This window comes from Pseudomonas sp. RSB 5.4 (genome assembly GCF_037126175.1).
Taxonomy (GTDB): domain Bacteria; phylum Pseudomonadota; class Gammaproteobacteria; order Pseudomonadales; family Pseudomonadaceae; genus Aquipseudomonas; species Aquipseudomonas fluorescens_H.
In genome coordinates, this window is the sequence record NZ_CP146986.1 from 3,278,350 (window position 1) to 3,303,015 (window position 24,666).

23 protein-coding genes are annotated in these 24,666 nt (G+C 60.7%); 20 read left to right on the plus strand and 3 right to left on the minus strand.

Going from position 1 to position 24,666, the window contains the following annotated elements; genetic code table 11:
- Positions 1–7: 7 nt before the first annotated feature.
- Positions 8–478, minus strand: a complete 471-nt coding sequence (ybaK, locus tag V9L13_RS14740; protein WP_003227741.1) for a Cys-tRNA(Pro) deacylase — start codon at positions 476–478, stop codon at positions 8–10.
- Positions 479–839: 361 nt separating this feature from the next.
- Here ybaK and V9L13_RS14745 point away from each other — a divergent pair, with 361 nt between their 5' ends.
- From V9L13_RS14745 to V9L13_RS14810, 14 genes are all read left to right on the plus strand, one after another.
- Positions 840–1,691 carry an MIP/aquaporin family protein gene (locus tag V9L13_RS14745; RefSeq protein WP_003227742.1) on the plus strand — a complete coding sequence of 284 codons (852 nt, stop codon included), beginning with the start codon at positions 840–842 and terminating at the stop codon, positions 1,689–1,691.
- A gap of 77 nt (positions 1,692–1,768) precedes the next feature.
- Positions 1,769–3,271 (plus strand): glycerol kinase GlpK, encoded by a 1,503-nt coding sequence (glpK, locus tag V9L13_RS14750; RefSeq protein WP_003227744.1) that lies wholly within the window; start codon positions 1,769–1,771, stop codon positions 3,269–3,271.
- A gap of 95 nt (positions 3,272–3,366) precedes the next feature.
- Positions 3,367–4,122: a DeoR/GlpR family transcriptional regulator gene (locus V9L13_RS14755; protein WP_007916700.1), complete on the plus strand. Its 756-nt coding sequence runs from the start codon at positions 3,367–3,369 to the stop codon at positions 4,120–4,122.
- Between the two features lie 327 nt (positions 4,123–4,449).
- Positions 4,450–5,985: a glycerol-3-phosphate dehydrogenase gene (gene glpD, locus V9L13_RS14760; RefSeq protein WP_338799892.1), complete on the plus strand. Its 1,536-nt coding sequence runs from the start codon at positions 4,450–4,452 to the stop codon at positions 5,983–5,985.
- Positions 5,986–6,450: 465 nt separating this feature from the next.
- Entirely contained in the window at positions 6,451–7,377 is a 927-nt protein-coding gene (locus tag V9L13_RS14765; RefSeq protein WP_338799893.1) for a glutamate/aspartate ABC transporter substrate-binding protein, read from the plus strand.
- A gap of 191 nt (positions 7,378–7,568) precedes the next feature.
- Positions 7,569–8,315 carry an amino acid ABC transporter permease gene (locus V9L13_RS14770; RefSeq protein WP_003227754.1) on the plus strand — a complete coding sequence of 249 codons (747 nt, stop codon included), beginning with the start codon at positions 7,569–7,571 and terminating at the stop codon, positions 8,313–8,315.
- Positions 8,315–8,986, plus strand: a complete 672-nt coding sequence (locus V9L13_RS14775; RefSeq protein ID WP_003227756.1) for an ABC transporter permease subunit — start codon at positions 8,315–8,317, stop codon at positions 8,984–8,986. Before V9L13_RS14770 ends, V9L13_RS14775 begins: the two co-directional genes overlap by 1 nt.
- Entirely contained in the window at positions 8,983–9,717 is a 735-nt protein-coding gene (locus tag V9L13_RS14780; protein ID WP_003227758.1) for an amino acid ABC transporter ATP-binding protein, read from the plus strand. The genes V9L13_RS14775 and V9L13_RS14780 overlap by 4 nt, the downstream gene beginning before the upstream one ends.
- A 218-nt stretch (positions 9,718–9,935) precedes the next feature.
- Complete coding sequence (locus V9L13_RS14785) at positions 9,936–11,837, plus strand: ATP-binding protein (protein ID WP_338799894.1); 1,902 nt, start codon at positions 9,936–9,938, stop codon at positions 11,835–11,837.
- A complete protein-coding gene (locus tag V9L13_RS14790; protein ID WP_338799895.1) occupies positions 11,834–13,162 on the plus strand; it encodes a sigma-54 dependent transcriptional regulator in 1,329 nt (442 codons plus the stop codon). Before V9L13_RS14785 ends, V9L13_RS14790 begins: the two co-directional genes overlap by 4 nt.
- A gap of 8 nt (positions 13,163–13,170) precedes the next feature.
- Positions 13,171–13,500, plus strand: a complete 330-nt coding sequence (locus V9L13_RS14795) for a GlpM family protein (protein WP_177434768.1) — start codon at positions 13,171–13,173, stop codon at positions 13,498–13,500.
- 110 nt (positions 13,501–13,610) lie between these two features.
- A complete protein-coding gene (locus V9L13_RS14800; protein ID WP_338799896.1) occupies positions 13,611–14,531 on the plus strand; it encodes an arginase in 921 nt (306 codons plus the stop codon).
- Positions 14,528–14,902: a hypothetical protein gene (locus V9L13_RS14805; RefSeq protein ID WP_003227768.1), complete on the plus strand. Its 375-nt coding sequence runs from the start codon at positions 14,528–14,530 to the stop codon at positions 14,900–14,902. The genes V9L13_RS14800 and V9L13_RS14805 overlap by 4 nt, the downstream gene beginning before the upstream one ends.
- Positions 14,903–14,933: 31 nt before the next feature.
- Positions 14,934–15,317 (plus strand): EamA family transporter, encoded by a 384-nt coding sequence (locus V9L13_RS14810; RefSeq protein ID WP_338799897.1) that lies wholly within the window; start codon positions 14,934–14,936, stop codon positions 15,315–15,317.
- Between the two features lie 88 nt (positions 15,318–15,405).
- Here V9L13_RS14810 and V9L13_RS14815 read toward each other — a convergent pair whose 3' ends face one another.
- Together V9L13_RS14815 and V9L13_RS14820 are read right to left on the minus strand one after the other, a co-directional pair.
- Entirely contained in the window at positions 15,406–16,278 is an 873-nt protein-coding gene (locus V9L13_RS14815) for a fatty acid desaturase (RefSeq protein WP_338799898.1), read from the minus strand.
- A 72-nt stretch (positions 16,279–16,350) separates the two neighbouring features.
- On the minus strand, positions 16,351–17,112 hold the full coding sequence (locus V9L13_RS14820; protein WP_338799899.1) for a MipA/OmpV family protein: 762 nt from the start codon (positions 17,110–17,112) through the stop codon (positions 16,351–16,353).
- A 230-nt stretch (positions 17,113–17,342) separates the two neighbouring features.
- Between V9L13_RS14820 and V9L13_RS14825 the strand changes: the two genes are divergently transcribed.
- From V9L13_RS14825 to V9L13_RS14850, 6 genes are all read left to right on the plus strand, one after another.
- On the plus strand, positions 17,343–18,053 hold the full coding sequence (locus V9L13_RS14825; RefSeq protein ID WP_338799900.1) for an HAD-IB family phosphatase: 711 nt from the start codon (positions 17,343–17,345) through the stop codon (positions 18,051–18,053).
- Positions 18,046–19,440 carry an aminotransferase class III-fold pyridoxal phosphate-dependent enzyme gene (locus V9L13_RS14830; RefSeq protein ID WP_003227779.1) on the plus strand — a complete coding sequence of 465 codons (1,395 nt, stop codon included), beginning with the start codon at positions 18,046–18,048 and terminating at the stop codon, positions 19,438–19,440. The genes V9L13_RS14825 and V9L13_RS14830 overlap by 8 nt, the downstream gene beginning before the upstream one ends.
- A complete protein-coding gene (locus tag V9L13_RS14835; protein ID WP_003227781.1) occupies positions 19,437–20,312 on the plus strand; it encodes an alpha/beta fold hydrolase in 876 nt (291 codons plus the stop codon). Before V9L13_RS14830 ends, V9L13_RS14835 begins: the two co-directional genes overlap by 4 nt.
- Positions 20,313–20,378: 66 nt before the next feature.
- Positions 20,379–21,506, plus strand: coding sequence for a GNAT family N-acetyltransferase (locus V9L13_RS14840; RefSeq protein ID WP_338799901.1), 1,128 nt, complete (start codon positions 20,379–20,381; stop codon positions 21,504–21,506).
- Complete coding sequence (locus tag V9L13_RS14845) at positions 21,503–23,275, plus strand: ATP-binding protein (protein ID WP_338799902.1); 1,773 nt, start codon at positions 21,503–21,505, stop codon at positions 23,273–23,275. Before V9L13_RS14840 ends, V9L13_RS14845 begins: the two co-directional genes overlap by 4 nt.
- On the plus strand, positions 23,265–24,656 hold the full coding sequence (locus V9L13_RS14850; RefSeq protein ID WP_338799903.1) for a sigma-54 dependent transcriptional regulator: 1,392 nt from the start codon (positions 23,265–23,267) through the stop codon (positions 24,654–24,656). Before V9L13_RS14845 ends, V9L13_RS14850 begins: the two co-directional genes overlap by 11 nt.
- Positions 24,657–24,666: the final 10 nt, after the last annotated feature.

The window sequence follows — 24,666 nt, forward strand, 5'->3', positions numbered from 1 at the left end:
ATGAGGGTTACGCACGGCCGATATCGGCAAATTTGGCCTGGGTGTGCTCAGCCAGCACCGCCGGCGCCAGTTCGACTTCGAGGCCACGTCGACCCGCACTGACATAAATAGTCGCAAAACCCTGGGCCGAGTTATCAATGAAGGTGCGCAGGCGTTTTTTCTGCCCCAGCGGACTGATGCCGCCCAACAGGTAACCGGTGGAACGCTGCGCGGCAGCCGGGTCGGCCATTTCGACTTTTTTCACCCCAGCAGCATGCGCCAGGCCCTTGAGGTCAAGGCTTCCGACGACCGGCACCACCGCCACCAACAATTCACCTTTTTCACTGGCGGCCAGCAGCGTCTTGAACACCTGAGCCGGCTCGAGCGCCAGCTTCTCTGCGGCCTCCAGCCCATAGGACGCAGCCTTGGGATCATGTTCGTAACTGTGCACGCGATGTTCGGCACGAACTTTTTTCAACAAGTCCAACGCAGGGGTCATGGCAGCTCCAGGCTCGGCATCAACAGAAAATCCTGCGCCGGATTCTAGGCCATCACCTCGCAAAAGGCTCTAGCGCAAGCCCCGTTTTTCGGGCTTTACAGGCGAATCACCGGGCTATCGCCGCAGTCACCCGCAGGATCATTCAACAGGTTGATAGTTTAATTGTGACCGATGGTTCACTTTCGACCTTTGACAGGTTTGTTTCTTGTCTATATTTTTTCGAATCTGAATAATGTAAGAATTATCATCACCGCAGCACCCAGCAGTAAACCGGGAACAGGATGGGGATCCTGCCTCGGCGAAAATCGCGCCTTGCCCTGACGGCAAATGCGCCAGACAACAACAAAAATCGAGGTTTTCAATGACAACTGCTATTCAGCAACCATCGCTTTCCGGCCAATGCCTGGCCGAGTTCCTGGGGACTGCACTTCTGATCTTTTTCGGCACCGGCTGTGTCGCCGCGCTCAAAGTCGCGGGCGCCAGCTTCGGCCTGTGGGAAATCAGCATCATCTGGGGCGTCGGTGTGAGCATGGCGATCTACTTGACCGCCGGAGTTTCCGGCGCGCACCTGAACCCCGCCGTGAGTATTGCCCTGAGCATTTTTGCCGACTTCGAAAAACGCAAATTGCCGTTCTACATCCTGTCGCAGATTGCCGGCGCGTTCTGCGGCGCGCTGCTGGTTTACACGCTGTACAGCAACCTGTTCTTCGATTACGAACAAACTCACCAAATGGTTCGTGGTTCGGCTGCCAGCCTTGAGTTGGCGTCGGTATTCTCCACCTTCCCCAATCCAGTGCTGTCGACTGCCCAGGCATTCCTGGTCGAGATGATCATCACCGCGATCCTGATGGGCGTGATCATGGCCCTGACCGATGACAATAACGGTCTGCCGAAAGGCCCGATGGCACCGCTGCTGATCGGTTTGCTGATCGCTGTGATCGGCAGTTCGATGGGCCCACTGACTGGTTTCGCGATGAACCCGGCCCGTGACTTCGGTCCGAAACTGATGACTTTCTTTGCCGGCTGGGGTGAAATTTCCTTCACTGGCGGCCGCGATATTCCGTACTTCCTGATTCCGATTTTTGCACCGATTGTCGGTGCCTGCCTCGGCGCTGCCGGGTATCGCGGGCTCATCGCCCGTCACCTGACCGGCGCCACACCTGCTACAAAGGATGCAGAACCGGCCATTGACGGCAAACCAAGAACTTCTTGAAACAGTCGGCGCGGGTTCCTGCCCTTTCGAACCCGCGCCACGGCCCACTCTCCCTTATTACGTCCAAGGCAATCGACATGACCGACATTCAGAATAAGAACTACATCATTGCCCTCGATCAGGGTACGACCAGCTCCCGCGCGATCATTTTCGACCGCGATGCGAACGTGGTCTGCACCGCCCAACGCGAATTCGCCCAGCATTACCCGCAAGCCGGCTGGGTTGAACACGACCCGATGGAAATCTTCGCCACCCAGAGCGCAGTGATGGTTGAAGCGCTGGCCCAGGCTGGCCTGCATCACGATCAGGTGGCCGCCATCGGTATCACCAACCAGCGTGAAACCACCGTGGTCTGGGACAAGACCACTGGCCGTCCGGTATACAACGCGATCGTCTGGCAGTGCCGCCGCAGCACCGAGATCTGCCAGCAGCTCAAGCGCGATGGCCACGAAGAATATATTCGCGACAACACCGGCCTGGTCACCGACCCGTACTTCTCCGGCACCAAGCTGAAGTGGATCCTCGACAACGTCGAAGGCAGCCGCGAGCGTGCGCGCAACGGCGAACTGCTGTTCGGCACCATCGATAGCTGGCTGATCTGGAAATTCACCGGCGGCAAGGTGCACGTCACCGACTACACCAACGCCTCGCGCACCATGCTCTTCAACATCCATTCGCTGGAGTGGGATTCGAAGATGCTGGAAATCCTCGACATCCCGCGCGAGATGCTCCCGGAAGTGAAGGCTTCTTCGGAAATCTACGGTCGCACCAAGAGCGGCATCGCCATCGGCGGTATCGCCGGTGACCAGCAAGCCGCACTGTTCGGCCAGATGTGCGTCGAGCCGGGCCAGGCAAAAAACACCTACGGCACCGGCTGCTTCCTGCTGATGAACACCGGCGACAAAGCGGTGAAATCGCAGCACGGCATGCTCACCACCATCGCTTGCGGCCCACGCGGCGAAGTGGCTTACGCCCTGGAAGGCGCGGTGTTCAACGGTGGCTCGACCGTACAGTGGCTGCGCGATGAACTGAAGATCGTCAATGACGCTCACGACACCGAATACTTCGCCAACAAAGTGAAGGACAGCAACGGCGTGTACCTGGTACCGGCCTTCACCGGTCTGGGCGCTCCGTACTGGGATCCGTATGCCCGTGGCGCACTGTTCGGCCTGACGCGCGGCGTGCGCGTGGATCACATCATCCGCGCCGCGCTGGAATCGATCGCCTACCAGACCCGCGACGTGCTCGACGCCATGCAACAGGACTCCGGCGAACGCCTCAAGGCCCTGCGTGTGGACGGCGGTGCGGTCGCGAACAACTTCCTCATGCAGTTCCAGGCCGACATCCTCGGCACCCAGGTCGAGCGCCCGCAAATGCGCGAAACCACCGCGCTGGGCGCAGCGTATCTGGCCGGTCTGGCGTGCGGTTTCTGGGGCAGCCTGGACGAACTGCGCGGCAAGGCTGTCATCGAGCGCGAGTTCGAGCCGAGCCTGGATGAAGTCGAGAAAGAGAAACTGTACAAAGGCTGGAAAAAAGCCGTCAGCCGCACCCGTGACTGGGCGCGTGAAGACGCTGAATAAGCCAACCTTCAGAGACTGATAGGCAACTAACTGGTCGGGAGGAGATTCCTGCGGCATCATGGGCAAATTTTGCACGGCAGCCCAAAGGAAGCCCCATGAATCTGCCTCCCCGTCAGCAGCAAATCCTCGAGCTGGTCCGCGAACGCGGCTATGTGAGCATCGAGGAAATGGCTACGCTGTTCGTTGTTACCCCGCAAACCATCCGCCGCGATATCAATCAGCTCGCGGAAGCCAATCTGTTGCGTCGCTACCATGGCGGCGCGGCCTATGATTCCAGCGTCGAAAACACCGCCTATGCGATGCGCGCCGACCAGATGCGCGATGAAAAACAACGCATTGGCGAAGCCATCGCCGCGCAGATCCCCGATCACGCCTCGCTGTTCATCAACATCGGCACCACCACCGAATCGATTGCCCGCGCTCTGCTCAATCACAACCATCTGAAGATCATCACCAACAACCTGCACGTCGCCTCGATGCTCAGTGCCAAGGATGATTTCGATGTGCTGCTGACCGGCGGCAACGTGCGCCGTGACGGCGGTGTGGTGGGTCAGGCGAGTGTGGATTTCATCAATCAGTTCAAGGTTGATTTCGCGCTGGTGGGCATCAGCGGCATCGACGAAGACGGCAGCCTGCTCGACTTCGACTATCAGGAAGTGCGCGTATCGCAGGCGATCATCGCCAATGCGCGGCAGGTGATTCTGGCGGCGGATTCCAGCAAGTTCGGGCGCAATGCAATGATCCGCCTCGGTCCGATCAGCCTGATCGACTGCCTCGTGACCGATCAGCAGCCGGTGCCGGCACTGGCGCAACTGCTGAGCCAACACAAGATTCGTCTGGAAGTCGTTTAAATCCTACTGGGCGCAGCTCCCCTGTGGCGAGGGAGCTTGCTCCCGCTGGGCTGCGAAGCGGCCCCAAAACCATCCAGCCCGATTCATCCAGCCACGCCTTGCGCACCGGATTTACGACGGCTGCGCCGCCGAGCGGGAGCAAGCTCCCTCGCCACAACAGTGCTTAAGCAATTCTAAATGTTCGAAAATTTCTTTTAGCCGCCCTTCGATGAGTTTTTTCAATCGAACGTGACTGGCTGCGCGCGTCTTTATGGGCTACCATTTTCGCAAATGAACATTCATGTTCGATTTCCAAGACAGAAAATCAAAAGAGCCCGAGGCCAGCCGATGTCCACCTCTACCTTGCGTACACCCCCTATCGCCGAGATCTACGATGTTGCCGTTATTGGCGGCGGGATCAATGGCGTGGGGATCGCAGCGGATGCCGCCGGTCGCGGTCTCTCGGTGTTCCTTTGCGAAAAGGATGACCTGGCCAGCCACACCTCGTCGGCCAGCAGCAAACTGATCCACGGTGGCCTGCGCTACCTCGAACATTACGAATTCCGTCTGGTGCGTGAAGCGCTGGCCGAGCGCGAAGTGCTGCTGGCCAAGGCGCCGCACATCGTCAAGCCGATGCGCTTCGTGCTGCCGCACCGTCCGCACCTGCGTCCGGCGTGGATGATTCGCGCCGGCCTGTTCCTTTACGACAACCTCGGCAAGCGCGAAAAACTGCCAGGTTCGAAAAGCCTGAAGTTCGGTGCCGACAGTGCACTGAAAAGCGAAATTACCAAGGGCTTCGAATATTCCGATTGCTGGGTCGATGACGCCCGCCTCGTCGTTCTGAACGCCATGGCCGCCCGGGAAAAAGGCGCCCACGTGCACACCCAGACCCGTTGCGTCAGCGCCCGCCGCGCCAAGGGCCTGTGGCACCTGAATCTGGAACGCGCCGACGGCAGCCTGTTTTCGATCACTGCCAAAGCCTTGGTGAACGCCGCCGGTCCGTGGGTCGCCAAGTTCATTCGTGACGACCTGAAGATGGAATCGCCGTACGGCATCCGCCTGATTCAGGGCAGCCACATCATCGTGCCGAAACTGTACGAAGGCGATCACGCGCACATCCTGCAAAACGAAGATCAGCGCATCGTCTTCACCATTCCGTATCTGAACCACTTCACCCTGATCGGCACCACCGACCGCGAATACACCGGCGATCCGGCGAAAGTGGCAATCACCGACGGCGAAACCGATTACCTGCTGAAAGTGGTCAACGCTCACTTCAAGAAGCAGATCACCCGCGACGACATTCAGCACAGCTACTCGGGCGTGCGTCCGCTGTGCAACGACGAATCCGACAACCCGTCCGCCGTGACCCGCGATTACACCCTGGCGCTGTCTGGCGGCGGCGAAGAAGCGCCGCTGTTGTCGGTGTTTGGCGGCAAGCTGACCACCTACCGCAAACTCGCCGAGTCGGCGATGGCTCAGTTGATGCCGTACTTCACCCAGATGCGCCCGAGCTGGACCGCGACCGCGACCCTGCCCGGCGGCGAAGACATGACTACCCCGCAAGCGTTGAGCGCGCAGATCCGCGACAAGTTCGACTTCGTCCCGACCGAGATCGCCCGCCGCTGGGCCACCACCTACGGCAGCCGCACCTGGCGCATGCTCGAAGGCGTCGAGTCGCTGAATGACATGGGCGAACACCTCGGCGGCGGTCTCTACACCCGCGAGGTCGATTACCTGTGCAGCGAAGAATGGGCCACCACCGCGCACGACATCCTGTGGCGCCGCAGCAAGCTGGGCCTGTTCACCACCCCGGCCGAGCAAGAGAAACTGGCGGCGTACCTGGGCAAGGTCGAGCAGAACCGCAAGATTGAAGCGGCCTGACGTTTACAGCGCTTAAAACGAAGCCCCTGAATCTGACGATTCAGGGGCTTTTTTGTTTATCCGCGCCGGACGCTTTACCTGTGGCGAGGGAGCTTGCTCCCGCTGGGTCGCGTAGCGGCCCCATTCATAAAAGCGGGCCTGCTGCGCAGTCCAGCGGGAGCAAGCTCCCTCGCCACAAAGGTCGCGCTACCGAAAACAACTGGCAACAAAGCATTCGGTTTTCCGAACGCGACCTCCCGGTCGATTCGGATAACCGGATCAGTTTCATCGAAAAACACCGACACAAAACTTTAATCACCTTAAAAATCAATCAATTAGCTGCCATAGACTGCTCTGGCACGACTCATGCTCTACACTCTCTCGACGAATGCCTGCCGTGCCAACACTTCAGGAGCCGTCAGGCATTCGAAGCACAAAAGGGCCGACGAACTGGCTCCATAAAAAAAACAATTCGAGGAAAATTTGATGCGCATCGTTCCCCATATCCTGGGTGCAGCCATTGCTGCCGCTCTGATCAGCACACCAGTTTTCGCCGCCGAACTCACCGGCACCCTGAAGAAAATCAACGATTCCGGCACCATCACGCTCGCTCACCGCGACAGCTCCATCCCGTTTTCCTACATCGCGGATGCTTCCGGCACACCCGTGGGTTACTCCCACGACATTCAGCTGGCCATCGTTGAAGCCCTGAAAAAAGACCTGAACAAGCCAGACCTTAAGGTCAAGTACAACCTGGTGACCTCGCAAACCCGTATCCCGCTGATCCAGAACGGCACCGCGGATATCGAGTGCGGCTCCACCACCAACAACGCCGAACGCGCCCAGCAAGTCGACTTCACCGTCAACATCTTCGAAATCGGCACCCGTCTGCTGGTCAAGAAAGACAAGGATGGCAAGCCGTCCTACGCTGACTTTGCCGACCTGAAAGGCAAAAACGTCGTGACCACCGCCGGCACCACGTCCGAGCGCATCATCAAAGCGATGAACGCCGACAAGCAGATGGGCATGAACATCATCTCCGCCAAAGACCACGGCGAATCCTTCAACATGCTGGAAAGCGGCCGCACCGTTGCCTTCATGATGGACGACGCGCTGCTGGCCGGTGAAGAAGCCAAAGCCAAGAAGCCGACTGACTGGGTCATCACCGGTACTCCACAGTCCTTCGAAGCCTACGCGTGCATGGTTCGCAAAGACGACCCGGCCTTCAAGAAGGCTGTCGATGACGCCATTGTCGCCCTGTACAAATCCGGCGAGATCAACAAGATCTACAGCAAGTGGTTCGAGAGCGCGATCCCGCCAAAAGGCCTGAACCTGAACTTCCCGATGAGCGACAAGGTGAAAGAGCTGATCGCCAATCCAAGCGACAAGCCTGCGCCTGACGTAAAAATCTGATTCCTGACTAACCTGTCGTCTGAGGGAGCAACCTCCCTCAGACGTCTGTTACTACCTGCTGGCTATACAGTGGAACACTCGACCTGGCGGTTTTCGAGCCGATCGCGTGTGCCCGGCGTTCAACGTCGGACGGGAAAGGATCTTCCCCAAGCGGGTGCTTGTACATCGATCGATTTCGAGGGGAGACCCTAATGAATTACAACTGGGACTGGGGCGTGTTCTTCAAGTCCACCGGCGTGGGCAGCGAGACTTATCTCGACTGGTTCATCTCCGGACTGGGCTGGACCATCGCCATCGCCGTCGTGGCATGGATTATCGCCTTGCTGCTGGGCTCCGTTCTTGGGGTCATGCGCACCGTACCGAGCCGCCTCGTGTCGGGCATCGCGACCTGCTACGTCGAACTGTTTCGCAACGTACCGCTGCTGGTTCAGCTGTTCATCTGGTACTTCCTGGTACCCGACCTGCTGCCGCAAAACCTGCAGGACTGGTACAAACAGGATCTCAACCCGACCACCTCGGCCTACCTGAGTGTCGTCGTGTGCCTGGGCCTGTTCACCGCCGCCCGGGTCTGCGAGCAAGTGCGCACCGGCATCCAGGCGCTGCCACGCGGCCAGGAATCCGCCGCCCGCGCCATGGGTTTCAAGCTGCCGCAGATCTACTGGAACGTGCTGCTGCCCCAGGCCTACCGCATCATCATTCCGCCGCTGACCTCGGAATTCCTCAACGTCTTCAAGAACTCCTCCGTGGCGTCTTTGATCGGCCTGATGGAACTGCTGGCGCAAACCAAGCAGACCGCCGAATTCTCGGCCAACCTGTTTGAAGCCTTCACGCTGGCCACGCTGATCTACTTCACCCTGAACATGAGCCTGATGTTGCTGATGCGCCTGGTCGAGAAGAAAGTCGCAGTGCCCGGCCTGATCTCCGTGGGGGGTAAATAATGGACTTCGATTTCAGCGGCATCATCCCCGCGATCCCGGGCCTGTGGAACGGCATGGTCATGACCTTGCAGTTGATGGTCATGGGCGTGGTCGGCGGCATCGTGCTGGGGACCATCCTCGCGCTGATGCGCCTGTCGTCCAGCAAACTGCTGTCGCGCGTCGCCGGCGCCTACGTGAACTACTTCCGCTCGATCCCGCTGCTGCTGGTGATCACCTGGTTCTACCTGGCGGTGCCGTTCGTGCTGCGCTGGATCACCGGCGAAGACACCCCGATCGGCGCGTTCACCTCCTGCGTCGTGGCCTTCATGATGTTCGAAGCCGCGTACTTCTGTGAGATCGTCCGGGCCGGCGTGCAGTCGATCCCCAAAGGCCAGATGGCCGCGGCCCAGGCGATGGGCATGACCTATGGCCAGACCATGCGTCTGATCATCCTGCCCCAGGCGTTCCGCAAGATGACCCCGTTGCTGCTGCAACAGTCGATCATCCTGTTCCAGGACACCTCGCTGGTCTACACCGTGGGCCTGGTGGACTTCCTCAACTCCGCCCGCTCCAGCGGCGACATCATCGGTCGTTCCAACGAGTTCCTGATCTTTGCCGGTGTCGTCTACTTCATCATCAGCTTTTCCGCCTCGCTGCTGGTCAAGCGTCTGCAAAAAAGGTTTGCCGTATGATCTCCATCAAGAACATCAACAAGTGGTATGGCGACTTCCAGGTGCTGACTGATTGCAGCACCGAGGTCAAGAAAGGCGAAGTGATCGTGGTCTGCGGCCCGTCGGGCTCGGGCAAGTCGACCCTGATCAAGTGCGTCAACGCGCTGGAGCCGTTCCAGAAAGGCGACATCGTCGTCGACGGCACCTCGATTGCCGACTCCAAGACCAACCTGCCGAAACTGCGTTCGCGCGTCGGTATGGTGTTCCAGCACTTCGAGCTGTTCCCGCACCTGACCATCACCGAGAACCTGACCATCGCGCAGATCAAGGTGCTGGGCCGCAGCAAGGAAGAGGCGACCAAGAAAGGTCTGCAACTGCTTGATCGCGTCGGTCTGTCGGCGCATGCCCACAAGCACCCGGGGCAACTGTCCGGCGGCCAACAACAGCGTGTGGCGATTGCCCGTGCGCTGGCGATGGACCCGATCGTCATGCTGTTCGACGAACCGACCTCGGCGCTCGACCCGGAAATGGTCAACGAAGTGCTCGACGTGATGGTGCAACTGGCCCAGGAAGGCATGACCATGATGTGCGTGACCCACGAGATGGGCTTCGCCCGCAAAGTGGCTGACCGCGTGATCTTCATGGACGCCGGCAAGATCATCGAAGACTGCCCGAAAGAGGAGTTCTTCGGCGACATCAGCGCCCGCTCCGAACGCGCGCAGCATTTCCTCGAGAAAATCCTGCAGCACTAAAAGCAATACCGATTTGCCCTTGTGGCGAGGGAGCTTGCTCCCGCTGGGTCGCGCAGCGGCCCCAAAACCTGCCAATGCGATCTGTCTGAAACACCGCATTGAATGGATTTACGACTGCTTCGCAGCCGAGCGGGAGCAAGCTCCCTCGCCACAGGTTCCAGGCTCGACCAAACCAGTGCGTCGTCCGCGGCAGCGCTGGTTGACCCAAGGCAACTGTGATGAAATGCGACCCCAATCTCTATCGCGCAGCGCCGCCATCACTTGCCGTGAAGCCCCGTCTGATTCGCCATCTGTTCCTGCCGCCGCTGATCATCATCCTGATGATCGGACTGGGTTACATCGGCTTCTGGACCAGTGAACATTTCGGCATCCGCAGCCTCAGCGAAAACGGCCAGCGTCAGCTCGAACTGCACGCGCGTACGGTCGAAAGCGAGATCAGCAAATACACCTACCTGCCCAGCCTGCTGGAACTGGAAACCAGTGTCCCGCAACTGCTGGCCGACCCGACCCCGGAACACCGGCAGACAGTCAATGCTTACCTTGAAGGCCTGAACCGGCGCAGCCGCAGTCGGGCCATCTACGTCATGGACACCACCGGCCGCGTGATGGCCACCAGCAACTGGCGCGACGTCGACAGTTACCTCGGTGAAGACCTGTCCTTCCGCGCCTATTTCCAGAAAGCCGTGCGCGGCGAGCCCGGACGTTTCTACGGCATCGGCAGCACCAGCGGCGAGCCCGGTTACTACCTCGCCCATGGCCTGGAAGAACACGGCAAGATCATCGGCGTCGCCGTGGTCAAGGTGCGCCTCGAAGCCCTGGAAGAGCGTTGGCAGCGCGCCCGCCTGGAAGCCTTCGTCAGCGATGAGAACGGCATCATTATTCTTTCCAGCGATCCGGCGCGACGCCTCAAGTCCGTAATACCGCTGGGTGATGAAACCAAAGAAAAACTCGCGCGCAGCCTGCAGTACTACTGGTTCCCGCTCAACGAACTGCAACCGCTGGCCCGCGAAACCCTCGCCGAAGGTGTAGAGAAACTGACCTTCCCGGCCAACAGCGAACTGAGCGCCGATGACGACAGCATCAGCTATCTTGCGCAGACCCGACCACTGAACGACACACCGTGGAATTTCACCCTGCTCACGCCGTTGCAGGACTTGCGCCGTGAAGCGATCAACCAAGGCATTCTGGTGGCGGTGGCCTTCGCCCTGGTGGCGTTCCTGCTGATCGCCTGGAACGAACGGCGCAAGGTCATCGCCACCCGCCTCGCCGCTCGCGAAGCCTTGCAGGAAGCCAACAATCAACTGGAGCGTCGGATTACCGAACGCACCGGCGATCTGCGTGCCAGCAACGAACGGCTGAAGAGCCAGATCCGCGAACGGCGCCAGGCCGAGGAAACCCTGCGCCGCGCTCAGGACGAACTGGTGCAGGCCGGCAAACTCGCGGCCATCGGCCAGATGTCGACCAGCATCGCCCACGAACTGAACCAGCCGCTGGCGGCAATGCGCACCCTGTCCGGCAACACCATTCGCTTTCTGGAACGCGGCCAGCTCGACGTCGCCAGCACCAACCTCAAGACCATCAACGACCTGATCGACCGCATGGGGCGGATCACCGCCAGCCTGCGCTCGTTCGCCCGGCGCGGCGACAACGAAGGCCAGGCCAGTCTCGGCAAAGCCGTGGACGCCGCCCTGCAACTGCTCGGCGCGCGGGTCGAGAGCATGGCGCTGCAACTGCACCGGCAGTTCAGCGACGTGCAGGTGCAGATCGACCAGACCCGCCTCGAACAGATTCTGGTCAACCTGATCGGCAACGCCCTCGACGCCATGCAGGCGCAACCCGCGCCGCAGCTATGGCTGGAAGGCGAAGAGTTCAACGGCAAATATCGCCTGCGGGTGCGCGACAACGGCCACGGGGTCGACGCCGAAGCGCGCAAGCATCTGTTCGAGCCGTTCTTCACCACCAAACCCGGCGAACAGGGGCTGGGCCTCGGCCTGACCCTTTCCGCCAGCCTCGCTGCCGCCACCGGCGGGCATCTGGGTGTCGAACACCCGGCCAGCGGTGGCACCACCTTCGTCCTCAGTTTACCGTTGGTAAGCCCTACTCCTGCCGAGCCAATATGAACCACGACCTTAGTGTGCTGATCGTCGAAGACGACCCCCATGTGCTGCTCGGCTGCGAGCAGGCGCTGACCCTGGAAGACATTCCCTGCATCGGCGTCGGCAGTGCCGAAGATGCGCTGGAGCGGGTCGGCGACAACTTTGCCGGGATCGTCATCAGCGACATTCGCCTGCCCGGCATCGATGGCCTGGAACTGCTGACCCGCCTCAAGGCACGCGACCGCAGTCTGCCGGTGGTGCTGATCACCGGTCATGGCGATATCTCCATGGCGGTCGGCGCGATGCAGAAAGGCGCCTACGATTTCATGGAGAAACCGTTCTCGCCGGAACGTCTGGTGGATGTCGCCCGCCGCGCACTGGAGCAACGCAGCCTCGCCCGCGAAGTCTCCTCGCTGCGTCGGCAACTGGCCGAACGCGACTCCCTCGAAGGTCGGATCATCGGGCGCTCGCCAGCCATGCAGAACCTGCGCGAGCTGATCGCCAACGTCGCCGACACTTCGGCCAACGTATTGATCGAAGGCGAGACCGGCACCGGCAAGGAACTGGTCGCCCGTTGCCTGCACGACTTCAGTCGTCGGCATGCCAAGCAGTTCGTCGCGCTGAACTGCGGCGGCCTGCCGGAAAACCTCTTCGAAAGCGAGATCTTCGGCCACGAGGCCAACGCCTTTACCGGTGCCGGCAAACGGCGCATCGGCAAGATCGAACACGCCGACGGCGGCACGCTGTTCCTCGATGAAGTGGAAAGCATGCCCCTGCCGTTGCAGATCAAATTGCTGCGCGTGTTGCAGGAACGCACCCTCGAACGCCTCGGCTCGAACCAGAGCGTGGCGGTGGATTGCCGGGTGATTGCCGCGACCAAATCCGACCTCGACGAAGCGAGCAAGGCCGGCGAGTTTCGCAGCGACTTGTACTACCGCCTCAACGTGGTGACCCTGGAACTGCCACCGCTGCGCGAACGCCGTGAAGACATCCTGCAACTGTTCGAACACTTCACCCAGCAGTCGGCGCTACGTTTCGACCGCGCTCTGCCGGAGCTGGACAACCAGACCCTATCGAACCTGATGAGCCACGATTGGCCGGGCAACGTGCGCGAACTGCGCAACGTCGCCGAGCGCTTTGCCCTCGGCCTGCCGGCGTTCAAGAAGTCCGGCGCCAGCAGCGGCGGTCAAGGTCTGGCGTTCGCCGAAGCGGTGGAAGCCTTCGAGCGCAACCTGCTCAACGATGCCTTGCAACGCAGCGGCGGCAACCTGACCCAGGCCAGTCTGGAACTGGGCATGGCCAAGACCACGCTGTTCGACAAAGTGAAAAAGTACGGGTTGAGCCACTGATGGATCTGATACTCAAAGCGGCACTTGGCGCGGCAGTGGTGGTGATTCTCGCCGCGCTGTCGAAGACCCGAAACTATTACATCGCCGGACTGGTGCCGCTGTTTCCGACCTTCGCGCTGATCGCCCACTACATCGTCGGCAACAGCCGTTCGATCGATGACCTGAAGGCGACCATCGTGTTCGGCATGTGGTCGATCATTCCGTACTTCATCTATCTGGCGACGCTGTACGTGATGGTTGACCGCATGCGCCTGGAGGCGTCGCTCGCCGTGGCCGTGGTCGCGTGGTTGATCGCCGCCACCGTGCTCGTCTCGGTGTGGGTGCGGCTGCACGCCTGAGGCAACGGCTGGCCCGTCCCTTGCATTTACCCGCAAAAGCCCTGCCCGGCTGGTGCTCATGCTCGATGAGGCCGGTGTCTGGCGGGGTCTGCCAAGGGTAAATAGCGACCTTGAATATTTTAGATCTCGACCACAGCCTGACCGCTCAGGCGCCGATTGCGCAACTGCTCGACAGTGGCCGCGCCAGACGCCTGGACCTGCTCGACCTCGGCCCGAAACTCCGGCTCTGGTCCAGCGAGCGTACCTGGCGACGCTTCGCTGAACGCTTGCAGCAGCGGCCGCGGCACACCGGCCCGGCGCCGGAAATCTTCTTCGTCGGCTCCGGTGACTATCACCACCTGACCCCGGCGTTTCTTACCGATCTGCCAAGCCCCGTCAGCCTGATCCATTTCGACAATCACCCCGACTGGGTACGGTTTGCGCCGCGTCGGCATTGCGGTTCCTGGGTCAATCAGGCGCTGAAACTGCCGAACATTCGCCGCATCGTGACCCTCGGCCCGTGCAGCGATGATTTGCAAAACCCGCAACTGAAGGGCGGCAACCTCGCGGCCTTAAAACGTGGGGTTCTGCAGCTGTTTCCGTGGCAGCACGCGCCCTCCAAAGTCTGGGGGCGGATCGGTGACGGCGCCGGGCATGAGCAACAGGAAAACATGCTGCACTGGCACAACCTGTCGCAAGTGGACTGGACCCTGTTCCTCGACAAAATGATCGCCAGCCTGCCGACCGATGCGGTGTGGATCACCATCGACAAGGACGTGCTCGCCAGCGAAGACGCCGCCACCAACTGGGATCAGGGCGGCATGCGCCTGAACCATATGCTCCAGGCCCTGCGCGCGCTGGCGGCGAGCAAGCGGATCATCGGCATCGACATCTGCGGCGAATACGCCCGTCCGGCCTTCAGCAACGTATTCAAACGCTGGGAGGCGAAGACCGATCAGCCGCCGGCCGAGCGCTGGAGCGAGGCCGATATCCTGCGCAACTCCACCACCAATCAAGCCTTGATCGACCTGTTCGAGGAACTGTTTCCATGACTTTCACCGTGATCGTGCTGGTGGCCCTGTCCATTGTTCTGGATGTGATCGGCCAGCTGTGTTTCAAACTGGGCCTCGATCGCTTGCCGGAGCTTGAGGGTGGTTTTCGGCTTCAGGTGTTCTGGGGCCAGGTGTTCAATGCGCCGCTGCTGTGGGCAGGGATCGGCGCTTACGCGATCGAGTTTTTCGTCTGGCTCGGCGCCCTGTCGCGGGCGCCGCTGAGTCTGTTGTTTCCGGCAGCCGCGCTGGCCTATTGCGGCGTGGTGCTGGCGGGCAAACTGGTGCTCGGTGAAACCGTCAGTCGGCGGCGCTGGCTGGGCACGCTGGTGATTACGGCGGGCGTGATGCTCGTGTGTGCCGGCCATGTCTGACGCTCACCTGGAACTGCAAAGGAACGACGCAATGCATTGGCTACACGGGCGCGTGGGCACCATCGTGCTCTGGGCGCTGTTGATCATTCTGGAAAGTGGCGGGCAGATCGCGAGCAAGGTCGGTGGCGATCAGTTGGGCCAGATGGACTTCACCCTGCAATGGCTGCAAGGCATCGTCATGACGCCCGGGGTGTGGGTCGCGGTTGGCTGCTACATCGGCGCGTTTTTTGTCTGGATGCTGATTCTGCGACGCAGCAGTCTGTCGCTGGCGTTTCCCCTGAGTTCGCTGGTATTTGTCGGGGTGCTGCTGGGGTCGTGGCTGGGGCTGGGCGAGCAGATCAGTCTGCTGCACTGGATCGGCGTGGCGGTGATCATGGGCGGGATAGCCTTGCTCGCCGAGGGCGAAGAGCACTGAAATCCCCCGGTAGGAGCTGCCGCAGGCTGTGATCTTTGCTTTTCAAGATCAAAAGATCGCAGCCTTCGGCAGCTCCTGCACAGAGCAGTCAGGCGTCAGGCTTTTGGTGGTTCAGCAGGAAGCCCAAACCGTGCGCCAGCGGAATATCCTTCACCCCCGCTTCCTGCTGTTGCCGGGCGATCTGCCGGTGATAGGCCTTGACCTGAGTCCAGTGCATTTTCGGCCGGTAGTGGTGCTCGGCGTGATAACCGTTGTTCATCCACAACAGGTTGTACAGCGGGCTGTAGGCACTCACGCCCCAGGCAATCGGCAAGTCCGGGTTGCCGCCAAAATGCTCGTAGTAACCGTTGAGCGATGACAGTGCCTGGCCCAGATACCAGAACGGCAACAACACCAGCACCGCCTGCCAGTCATACACCGCCAGCAACAGATAAAACGCCACCGTCACATAAATCTCGACCTGGACCCAACGTGCATCCTTCGGGCGTTTGCGGCGCATTTCGTTGTAGATCGGCTTGGGGTCGTCGCGGAAAAAACTCAGGAAGGTGTAGGCCCAGGGATTCTCCGGCTGACCGTTCTTGCCGCGCAGATAGATCGACAGCGGATCAATGGTCTTGCCGTCCGGCCCCGGCAGATCCGAATTGCCCCGGTGATGGCGGTTGTGGATATCGCGATAGAGGGTTTGCGAAAAACCGATGGTCACCGACAACAGCAGATCGAACGCCCGGTTCAGCCACGTCGGGGTGAAGTAGGCGTTGTGAATCTGGTTGTGGGAAATGCTGTTGATGCTCCACGACAGGCTGATCGCATAGCCCAGCGCCAGCGGCACGAAGGCCCACCACGACAGGTCGTGGAAGGCCGCAACCAGCCACAGGACGAAAGCGAAATGGGCCAGGCCCGAAGCGATGGGGATCAGATCCCACAACGAATGAGCCAGCAGACGATAAGCAGGGCGAGCCATGAAGAACATCCTGAAGGAATGGATTCGACATGGCTGTCTGCAAACCGCAGACCAATTCGCCCGCGCGCCTGATCAGTCGAACTTGTAGGCGATGGCCGCCTGCACTTCGCCCTGATTGGTATCACCCACCGCTTTGACGATGCTGCTGTCCGCCGCCGAGCGGGTCAGGTGTATCCAGCTCGCGCTGGTGACCAGCGACCAATGCTGCGCCAGGGGAAACTCGAAGCTTTGGGTCAGCGCCACGTTCTGTAAACCGCCGCCGGCGTTGTACGCGCGGATGCCCGAGGCCTGCGCCTCGCTGTCGCTGACACCGAAGAAGGTCTGCGTGCCCTGCGCATCAGCGAAATGCGCGGTCAGGTTGCTGCTGCCAATCACCCCGCCGCCCAGTGGATAACCGATTTCACCGCCCACTTTGGCAAACACGCCGCCCTGACCGCTGCCACCGCCGACGGCCTGGCCGACGAAGGCGAACACGCGCCAGAAATCGGCCGGGGCGTACTGCACGAAGCCGCCAGCCTCGGCCATGTCGGGCACATCACGCAAGCCGCGCAACTCGCCGTTGGCAGTGCGCCCGGAGAGGTAATTGATGTACGGCCCGGCGCTGAAGCCGTTGCTTTTCAAGGCGCTCCAGGTCAGGCCGTCGTCGGTGCCGAGGCTGACATCGCCCCAGTCCAGATCGAGATACGGTATCGGCCGGGTTTCGTAGCGGCTGCCGGTGGGATCATGAGGTTGGTAACTCAGTCCCAGGCCGGCTTCGCCGGTGATGCCATCCGCCAGCGCAGCCCCGGAAAAACAGGCCAGTGCGGTCATTAACGCCAGTGTATTCCTCTGCATGAGGCCATTCCTTTTCTGAACTTGCGCGCATCAATCCCCGGATAGAGCCCTTGGCGCAAGCACTCATGTTGTTTGTAGCAAGCTACAAAAATTGTAGCTCCACTTCACGAAAACCATGCATAGGCCCCGCCATTACGGGGTTTTGCAGATTTGGCACAGTCCCTGCTCCCACCCTTGCCAGGCGCAGACCGCGCACCCTGACAACTGCCTCGACCCAACAGGTACTGCAGATGATTGACTGGCATATCGTGTGTGATTTCGACGGGACGATCACCCGTACCGACGTAATCGACAGCATCCTTGAACGCTTCGCCGACCCGAGCTGGGAGGCCATCGAAAACGAATGGCTGGAGGGCCAGATCGGTTCCCGTGAATGCCTCAGCCGTCAGTTGGCGCTGATCAAGGCCACGCCTGCGCAACTGCTCGAATTCTTCGACAGCATCGACATCGACCCGGACTTCCCCGACTTCGTCGACCACGTGATCGGCCTCGGCGCTTCGCTGGAAGTGGTCAGCGACGGCATCGAACAAGGCATCGCGCGGATTCTGGCGCGCAACTACGTGACGCTGCTGCCGATCCTCGCCAACCGCCTGCGCCAGATCGATCACGACAAATGGCGCATCGATTTCCCTTACGCCAGTGACGCCTGCCGCGCGGCCTCCGGCAACTGCAAATGCAAATCCACCCCCAGCAGCAAACGCGTGCTGGTGATCGGTGACGGCCAGTCCGACATGTGCGTGGCGTCCACCGCCGATTTCGTCTTCGCCAAGGACCGCCTGGCCGAGCACTGCGAGCGCAACGGCATCGCCTACGCGCGCTTCGACAGCTTCGCCGAACTGCCGCAACTGCTGGCCCGCCTGCCTCTGGCCCCGGCCGCCAACGCCGTCAATTTCAGCACCGAATCCACTTCTGAAGCACAGGAAACCCTGCACCATGTCTGATATCCGCATTGCGACAGCCGAAGACAAAGTCCTTCTGGAAAAAGAAGCCAAATACTGCTCCTACGGCGACACCGTTCACTACATCGAACCGCCGCGCATCTTCAGCCGCTGCGAAGGCTCCTACGTCTGGGACACCGAAGATCAGGCCTACCTCGACCTGCAAATGTGGTACTCGGCGGTCAACTTCGGTTACGCCAACCCGCGGCTGAACAATGCGCTCAAGCAACAGATCGACACCCTGCCGCAGATTGCCAGTCAATACCTGCACAAAGGCAAGATCGAGCTCTCGGAAATGATCGCGGTCGATGCCAAGAACAAGTTCGGCCTCGACGGTCGGGTGCACTTCAACGTCGGCGGTTCGCAGTCGATCGAGGACTCGCTGAAAGTCGTGCGTAACGCCACCAACGGCAAGAGCCTGATGTTCGCCTTCGAGGGCGGTTACCACGGGCGCACCCTCGGTGCGTCGTCAATCACCTCCAGCTACCGCTATCGCCGCCGCTACGGTCACTTCGGTGAGCGTGCGCAGTTCATCCCGTTCCCGTATCACTTCCGCGGTCCGAAAGGCATGACCAAGGAAGAGTACGGCAGTCACTGCGTGCAGCAATTCGCGCGGTTGTTCGAGACCGAATACAACGGCGTCTGGGACCCGAAAGTCGGCCAGAGCGAATACGCCGCGTTCTACGTCGAGCCGATCCAGGGCACCGGCGGCTACGTGATCCCGCCGATGAACTTCTACAGCGAACTCAAGCACGTGCTGGATCAGCACGGCATCCTGATGGTGGTCGACGAAATCCAGATGGGTTTCTATCGCACCGGCAAGCTGTGGTCGATCGAACACTTTGACGTCAAACCCGACGTGATCGTCTTCGGCAAAGCGCTGACCAACGGCCTCAACCCGCTGGGCGGCATCTGGGCCCGTGAAGAGCTGATCAACCCGAAAGTCTTCCCGCCAGGCTCGACCCACTCCACCTTCGCCTCCAACCCGCTGGGCACTGCGGTGGGTCTGGAAATGTTCAAGATGACCAGCGAAGTCGATTACGGCGCGATGGTCATGGCCAAGGGCAAATACTTCCTCGAAGGCCTGCAGGATCTGAAAAAACGCTACCCGATCATTGGCGATGTCGACGGTCTGGGCCTGGCGCTGCGTTGCGAGATCTGCACCGAGGACGGCTTCACCCCGGACAAGGCCACTCTGGATTACATGGTCGAAGAAGGCATGAAGGGCGACATCGAAATCGACGGTCGTCGCCTCGGTCTGATCCTCGACGTGGGCGGCTACTACAAGAACGTCATCACCCTGGCACCGTCGCTGGAAATCAGCTATCCGGAAATCGATCTGGGCCTGGCCCTGCTCGACCGCCTGCTGCATCGGGCGATGAAACGATGATCGACGCAGAGATCGATATGGGCGAAGGCAACGCCGGTTTCGTTCTCGGCGACGGGGAGGTCGCGGTGCTGTTGATCCACGGCCTCACCGGCACCCCGACGGAGTTGCGTCGGGTGGCCGTGGGCCTGGCGAAAGCCGGGCACACGGTCTATGTGCCGACCCTGGCCGGGCACTGCGGCGGCAATGCCGACCTGCAAGCCACCGGCTGGCGCGACTGGTACGAAAGCGCACGCAACACCTTCGTCGGTGTACGCCGCAAACACCACAAGGTGTATGTCGGTGGTTTGTCCATGGGCGCCGTGCTGTCGATGTACCTGGCCGCCGAACACCCGGGACAGATCGAGGGTTTGCTGCTGTATTCGACCACCCTGCGCTACGACGGCTGGAGCATCAACAAACTGGCGTTCCTCACCCCGTTGCTGATGAAAATCCCGTTCGGCGTGCACCTGTGCAGTTTCGAAGAAAAGCCGCCCTACGGCATCAAGAACGAGCGCCTGCGGGCCATCGTCGAACGCCAGATGAAAGAAGGTCAGAGCAGTCAGGCCGGGTTGCTGACCATGGAAGGCGTCACGGTGCGCGAACTGCACCGGCTAAACGCCGTGGTGAAAAAACGCATGCCGTCGATCACCACGCCGGCGCTGGTGTTGCACTCCATCGAAGACGACATCACCAGCCGCTGGAATGCCGATTACGTCGAACGCAAGCTCGGCGGACCGGTGACCAAAGTGTTGCTCGACGACTGCTATCACATGATCACGGTCGACCTGCAGTACCGCCGTGTCGTGGAGTTGAGCATCGACTTCATACAGCGACGCTTCATGCAGCAGATCAGCAGCCCAGTTGCGCCGCTGGAGTACCGGCAACTGGCTTGAGCAGTTGCCGGCAGACTTCCTGCGACACAGGCCGAACACCACGACTCGCCGACATAAGGAAACGACGTGACCACCGCTCAAGCCTTCTCAACGATCGAAGCGATCGACCGCTGCGCCTGGAATGACTGCTTCGTCGATGAGCTGGAGGACTGGGATTACTATCGCGCCGTTGAACGCGCCGGCATTGACGGCTTTCACTGGCGCTACCTGACGCTGCACGAGGACGGCCGCCTGATCGCGGCCACCGTGGCGTTCATCACGGCCTACTCACTCGATACCACGCTGCAGGGCGCGGGCAAACGCGTCAGTCAATGGCTACGCCGACATCTGCCACGGCTGTTCGACATCCGTCTGTACGCCCTCGGCTCGCCGGTGGCCGAGCAGTGCCATGTCGGCACGGCTTCGCACATTGCGCCGACGCACCGCCCGTCACTGCTCCGTCAGTTGCTGGAGCTGGCAAGACAGGATGCCGAACACGCCGGGATCGGCCTGTTCGCGGTGAAGGATGCCTCGCATCGCGATCCACAGTGGCTGGAAGTCTGTCAGCAGGCCGGCCTGCAAAGCATGCCCGGGTTGCCCGGTGCCGAACTGCCGATCAGCTTCGCCTCGGTGGACGCTTATCTGGGTAGCCTGGGGAAATCCACGCGCAAGGATCTGCGCCGAATCTTGCGCAACCAGGGGCCGCGTACGGAATGGCGACGCTCGGTGCACGACTTGCTGCCGCGCATGATGGAACTCTACGAAGCCACCCTCGCCCGCAGCGATCTGGCCTTCGAATGCCTGCCTGCGGCGTACTTTCGCGAAGTCCTCAATCACCTCGATAATCGGTCGGCGTGCGTGCTCTATTGGGTCGGCGACGAACTGGTGGCGTTCAATCTGGTATTGCTCGACGGGCAGCGGTTGGTCGACAAGTTTTTTGCCCACGATCTGGCCCGCACGCGGCAGTACAATCTTTACACCCGTAGCTGGCTGGAAAATGTCGACTACTGTATTGAGCACAAACTGGCGATCTATGTGTGCGGGCAGGCCGGCTATGCCAGTAAGCTGCGCCTGGGCTGCTCGTTTGTCGGTAACACCGTGTTCTTCCGCCATCGCAATCCACTGTTCGACCAACTGTTGCGTCTGGTGAAAATATTCGTCCGCCCGGATCGCAGCGATCCGGCCCTGGCAGCTGCAATAAGCGAAATCCAATGATCAATGACCGACGCGCCACGCCCCGACCTTTCGCCCTTTCCGGCTGGAGTCTGCAACGCAAACTGGTGTTGGCCTTCTGGCTGGTCAGCGTGATTCCGACCATGATCGCCGCGGAACTGGCCGCCACCACGCTGTCGCAGATCTTCGACAGCAACGTGCGCATCTGGCTGCAGGAATCGTCGAAGATCGTCGAGGACGAAATCAGTGAAATCCTGCGCGACAACGCCCGCGCTGCTCAGCTGTTTCTGCGTTACACGCGCCCTCCCACCGATCGTCAATCGGCCAAGCACAACAAGCTGACCGCCGACGTCGCCGACTCCATGGGCATCGACGTCGTGGCGCTGGTACGCAACAGCGATCACAAAGTGGTGTACAGCACCGCCGCCGACGACATCGTCAGCCAGATCAGCACCGCCCCGAAAGCGGTACTGCAAACCCTGCAGGTGGGCGGTGTGGCCACCGGCACGGTGATTTCGACGTTCGAGACCGAACAGAGCGGCATCGAATACAAATTGATCATCGGCACTTATCTGGACGACAGCTTCCTCACCAGTGTTGCCGACGTGCATTCGCTTGATCTGCGCCTTTACCTGGCCAAGGGCGATGACTTCTCGGAGATCTTCTCGACCCAGCGCTTTGAGGATCACCCCTTGCAAGTGCCGAAAGGAATTGAACAGCACCTGCGCGAAAGCAAGCGGCCGTTCGAGCAATTCACCAACCGCTACAGCGGCATCTACCGGCCTATCTTCAACGAAAACGGCCAACTGCAAGGGGTGATTTTCAGCGGACTGCTGCGCCACACCAGCCTGGTCGGCCTGGTCAATCAGAGCAACCTGTTCATCCTGATTTTCCTGCTCAGTTCGGCGGCGTCGCTGGCGGTTGGCTGGCTGGTCTCGCAACGTCTGACCAAGCCGTTGCGCGGTCTGGCCAGAGGCGTACAAGCGGTGATTGCCGGCGACTATCATCAGCGCCTGAGCGTGAACGGCGGCGACGAACTGGCAGAACTGAGCAGCACGTTCAACCACATGAGCGAACGTCTGGAGGAGTTGCAGCATCTGGAGTCGCAACTGCGCCGCCGTGATCGCCTGCACGCGCTGGGCGAAGTCGCCATGGGGCTGGCCCATGAAATCCGCAATCCGCTGGGCATCATCAAAACCGCCACGCAACTGCTGCACCGCCGTGCCGACCTGCCGGAAACCGACAGGCGACATCTGGAATACGTGGTCAAGGAAGTCAGCCGGATCAACGATTTGATCACCGAGTTTCTCGACTTCGCCAAACCCAGCGCGCCGATCCGCGCCACCCAGTCAGCCCGCGCCCTGGTCGACGAACTGGCCGGTTTTTGCGCGCCGGAGCTGGCCAGCCACAACATTGATCTGCACATCGACGATCAGGCGCCGGGGGCGACAATCTATGCCGATGCCAAGCAACTCAAACAGGCCGGCCTGAACCTGATCGTCAACGCCATCGACGCGATGCCTGATGGCGGCCGACTGACCCTGAGCATCGCCAGCGACGCCAAATACACCATCGTCAGCGTGGCGGACACCGGTCAGGGGATCGAAGCCGACATGCTGGAGCGCATCTTCACCCCGTTCGTCACCACCAAGGCCTCGGGCACCGGACTGGGCCTGGCCAAAGTGTTTTCGGTCATGGAAAACCATAACGGGCGCGTAGAATGTGTCAGCGAAAAAGATGCCGGCGCGACCTTCAGCCTGTACATTCCGGCCAATGGCGAGGACTTCGACGAGAGCGACGATGACGCATAACATTCTGGTGGTGGACGACGAACCGAAACTCTGCGATCTGCTGGCCTCGGCCCTCGGGCAGAACGGCATCAACGTGTTCACCGCCGGCAATGGCCTGCACGCACTCAAGGTGCTGGAAAGCGAAGACATCGATCTGCTGATCAGCGACTGGCGCATGCCCGGCATGGACGGTCCGCATTTGCTGGCAGAGGTGAAGAACCGTTATCCACAGTTGCCGGTCATCGTCATGACCGCCTACAGCACGGTGAAAAATGCGGTGGAATCAATGCGCAATGGCGCATTTGATTACATCGCCAAACCGTTCGACATCGACGAGCTGGACATCACCGTCAGCAAGGCCCTGCAATTTCGCGACATCCTCAAAGACAACCAGCGCATGCGCGCCGAGCTCGACGAACATCGGCAAATCGACAGCCTGATCGGTGACAGTCCGAGTTTTCGCAACGTGCTGCAAGCGGTGGACTCGGTACGCGAAAGCGCCGCCACCGTGCTGCTCAGCGGCGAAAGCGGCACCGGCAAGGAGATGGTCGCCCGGGCCATCCACAAACATGGCAACCGCGCCGACAAACCGTTCGTTGCGGTGAACTGTGCGGCCATCCCCGAGGGGCTGCTGGAAAGCGAAATGTTCGGCCACCGCAAAGGCGCGTTCACCGGCGCCGTGGCTGATCGCATCGGGCGCTTTCAGCAGGCCGACAAAGGCACATTGTTTCTTGATGAAATCGGTGAAATGCCGCTGGCACTGCAGGCCAAGATCCTCCGCGCCCTGCAGGAGCGGGTGATCGAGCCGGTGGGCGATACCAAGGAACGCAAGGTCGATGTGCGGGTGATCGCCGCCACCAACAAAGACCTGTTGCAAGCGGTGGCCAACAAGGAGTTTCGCGAAGATCTCTACTACCGCCTCAACGTGTTTCCCATTCCGCTGCCGGCGCTGCGCGATCGGGTCGAGGACATCGCCCCGCTGGCCCGACATTTTGCCCACACCCTGGGCGCCGCGGCCGGCAAACGCATCAGCGGTTTCAGCGCGCAAGCCTTGCAGGCGATGACCCGCTATTCATGGCCGGGCAACATCCGTGAACTGCAGAACTGCGTGGAGCGCGCGACCATCGTCGCCTCCGCCAACATCATCGAGGAACAGGATCTGCCGGCCTACCTGTTCGCCGCGCAAGCCTCGGACAGCAGCGGCCCGCTGAGCGAAATCAACGGCGTGCCGGCGGATCTGGACGCAGCACTCGCCGAAGTCGAGAAAGCCTACATTCTTGCGGCACTGCAACAGAGCAACGGCGTGCAGGCCGCCGCCGCGCAGTTGATCGGGATCTCCGAGCGCAGCTTCTGGTATCGCCTGAAGAAGCTCGGGATTCACGTCGACAAGATCGTGCGCTGACCCCGCAAGG

Bases quoted from the DNA above. Each gene is read 5' to 3' on its own strand.
- ybaK (WP_003227741.1), bottom strand. From the start codon at position 478: ATGACCCCTGCGTTGGACTTGTTGAAAAAAGTTCGTGCCGAACATCGC.
- V9L13_RS14745 (WP_003227742.1), top strand. From the start codon at position 840: ATGACAACTGCTATTCAGCAACCATCGCTTTCCGGCCAATGCCTGGCC.
- glpK (WP_003227744.1), top strand. From the start codon at position 1,769: ATGACCGACATTCAGAATAAGAACTACATCATTGCCCTCGATCAGGGT.
- V9L13_RS14755 (WP_007916700.1), top strand. From the start codon at position 3,367: ATGAATCTGCCTCCCCGTCAGCAGCAAATCCTCGAGCTGGTCCGCGAA.
- glpD (WP_338799892.1), top strand. From the start codon at position 4,450: ATGTCCACCTCTACCTTGCGTACACCCCCTATCGCCGAGATCTACGAT.
- V9L13_RS14765 (WP_338799893.1), top strand. From the start codon at position 6,451: ATGCGCATCGTTCCCCATATCCTGGGTGCAGCCATTGCTGCCGCTCTG.
- V9L13_RS14770 (WP_003227754.1), top strand. From the start codon at position 7,569: ATGAATTACAACTGGGACTGGGGCGTGTTCTTCAAGTCCACCGGCGTG.
- V9L13_RS14775 (WP_003227756.1), top strand. From the start codon at position 8,315: ATGGACTTCGATTTCAGCGGCATCATCCCCGCGATCCCGGGCCTGTGG.
- V9L13_RS14780 (WP_003227758.1), top strand. From the start codon at position 8,983: ATGATCTCCATCAAGAACATCAACAAGTGGTATGGCGACTTCCAGGTG.
- V9L13_RS14785 (WP_338799894.1), top strand. From the start codon at position 9,936: ATGAAATGCGACCCCAATCTCTATCGCGCAGCGCCGCCATCACTTGCC.
- V9L13_RS14790 (WP_338799895.1), top strand. From the start codon at position 11,834: ATGAACCACGACCTTAGTGTGCTGATCGTCGAAGACGACCCCCATGTG.
- V9L13_RS14805 (WP_003227768.1), top strand. From the start codon at position 14,528: ATGACTTTCACCGTGATCGTGCTGGTGGCCCTGTCCATTGTTCTGGAT.
- V9L13_RS14810 (WP_338799897.1), top strand. From the start codon at position 14,934: ATGCATTGGCTACACGGGCGCGTGGGCACCATCGTGCTCTGGGCGCTG.
- V9L13_RS14815 (WP_338799898.1), bottom strand. From the start codon at position 16,278: ATGGCTCGCCCTGCTTATCGTCTGCTGGCTCATTCGTTGTGGGATCTG.
- V9L13_RS14820 (WP_338799899.1), bottom strand. From the start codon at position 17,112: ATGCAGAGGAATACACTGGCGTTAATGACCGCACTGGCCTGTTTTTCC.
- V9L13_RS14825 (WP_338799900.1), top strand. From the start codon at position 17,343: ATGATTGACTGGCATATCGTGTGTGATTTCGACGGGACGATCACCCGT.
- V9L13_RS14830 (WP_003227779.1), top strand. From the start codon at position 18,046: ATGTCTGATATCCGCATTGCGACAGCCGAAGACAAAGTCCTTCTGGAA.
- V9L13_RS14835 (WP_003227781.1), top strand. From the start codon at position 19,437: ATGATCGACGCAGAGATCGATATGGGCGAAGGCAACGCCGGTTTCGTT.
- V9L13_RS14845 (WP_338799902.1), top strand. From the start codon at position 21,503: ATGATCAATGACCGACGCGCCACGCCCCGACCTTTCGCCCTTTCCGGC.
- V9L13_RS14850 (WP_338799903.1), top strand. From the start codon at position 23,265: ATGACGCATAACATTCTGGTGGTGGACGACGAACCGAAACTCTGCGAT.